Source organism: Methylobacterium sp. B1 (assembly GCF_000333255.1).
GTDB classification, from domain to species: Bacteria; Pseudomonadota; Alphaproteobacteria; order Rhizobiales; family Beijerinckiaceae; genus Methylobacterium; species Methylobacterium fujisawaense.
Genome location: NZ_BACT01000661.1, coordinates 1 through 1,371 on the forward strand (window position 1 = coordinate 1; position 1,371 = coordinate 1,371).

Below are 1,371 nucleotides of genomic sequence, written 5' to 3' on the forward strand. Positions count from 1 at the left end.
CCACAGCATCTCGAGCCATGTCCTCCCAGTCGAAATACCAGGGTCTTCGCCGATCGCCGCAGCGTCGAGGCCCGGGCAGAACGTGCTGACCGGGCTGTTTCCTGGCCGAGTCGGCGACGCGGGCCAAGATCTATACAAGACGCGTCCATCCGTCGAGCTGCCCGCCGCCTGGCGGACCCGTCCCCTGGCGAAGATGATCCTACCGGCGCCCGACCGGCGGCAGGTCGGTGCAGAGCCCGAGGCCGGCTTCGGCCGCGAGGCCGATCGTCTCGCCGAGGGTCGGATGGGGATGGATGGTCCGGGCGATGTCGGTGGCATCGGCGCCCATCTCGATTCCCAGCGCGACCTCGCCGATCATGTCGCCCGCGCTCGGGCCGACGATGGCGCCGCCGACAACGCGCTTGGTCTGCGCATCGAACAGCAGCTTCGTCAGACCGTAATCGGCGCCGTTGGCGATGGCCCGGCCCGAGGCCGCCCAGGGGAAGCGGGCGACCTCCACGGCCCGCCCCGAGGCCTTGGCCGCCGTTTCCGTCAGGCCCACCCAGGCGATCTCGGGATCGGTGTAGGCCACCGAGGGGATCACGGCGGCATCGAAGCCGGCCTTGTGGCCGGCGGCCACCTCGGCGGCTACGTGCCCCTGGTGGACGGCCTTGTGGGCGAGCATTGGCTGCCCGACGAGATCACCGATGGCGAGAATATGCGGCACGTTGGTCCGCATCTGCGCGTCCACGGGCACGAAGCCGCCATCCAGCACCACGCCGGCGGCGTCGAGGCCCAGGTTCGCGCCGTTCGGACGGCGCCCCGCGGCCTGGAGCACGAGGTCGTAGGTCTGCGGCTCGGCCTCGCCAGCGATAGATACGGCGATGCCCTCCGGTGTCGCCTCTGCCGCCATCACCTCCGTACCCGTGCGGATTCGGTCGAAGCGGTGCGCGTTCCGCTTCGTCCAGACCGCCACGAGATCTCGGTCGACGCCCTCCAGCAGGTTCGGCAGGCGTTCGACCACGTCGACCCGGGCGCCCAATGCGCTGTAGACGGTCGCCATCTCCAGGCCGATGATGCCACCGCCGATCACCAGCAACCGGCGCGGCACAAAGGGCAGCTCCAGCGCCCCCGTGGAATCCACGATGCGGGGATCGTCCGGCAGCATCGCCAGGGCCACCGGCGACGAGCCCGCGGCCACGATGGCGCTGGCGAAGGTGACGTGGCGCGTGTCGCCACCATGCAGCGCCACCGAGACCGCGCTCGGGCCCGTGAAGCGTGCGGTCCCGCGGATCACCTCGACCTTGCGCTGGCGCGCCATCTGGGCGAGCCCGTCCGTGAGGCGCCGGACGGTGCCGGCCTGAAGCTCCGGAGCCTTCCAGGTCGACCGTC

1 protein-coding gene is annotated in these 1,371 nt (G+C 71.0%); it reads right to left on the minus strand.

The genetic code is table 11. The annotated features are described in order from the left end of the window. Window positions 1–199: 199 nt before the first annotated feature. A partial coding sequence (locus I53_RS19570) for an NAD(P)/FAD-dependent oxidoreductase (RefSeq protein WP_051044906.1) occupies window positions 200–1,371 on the minus strand: 1,172 nt, incomplete at its 5' end.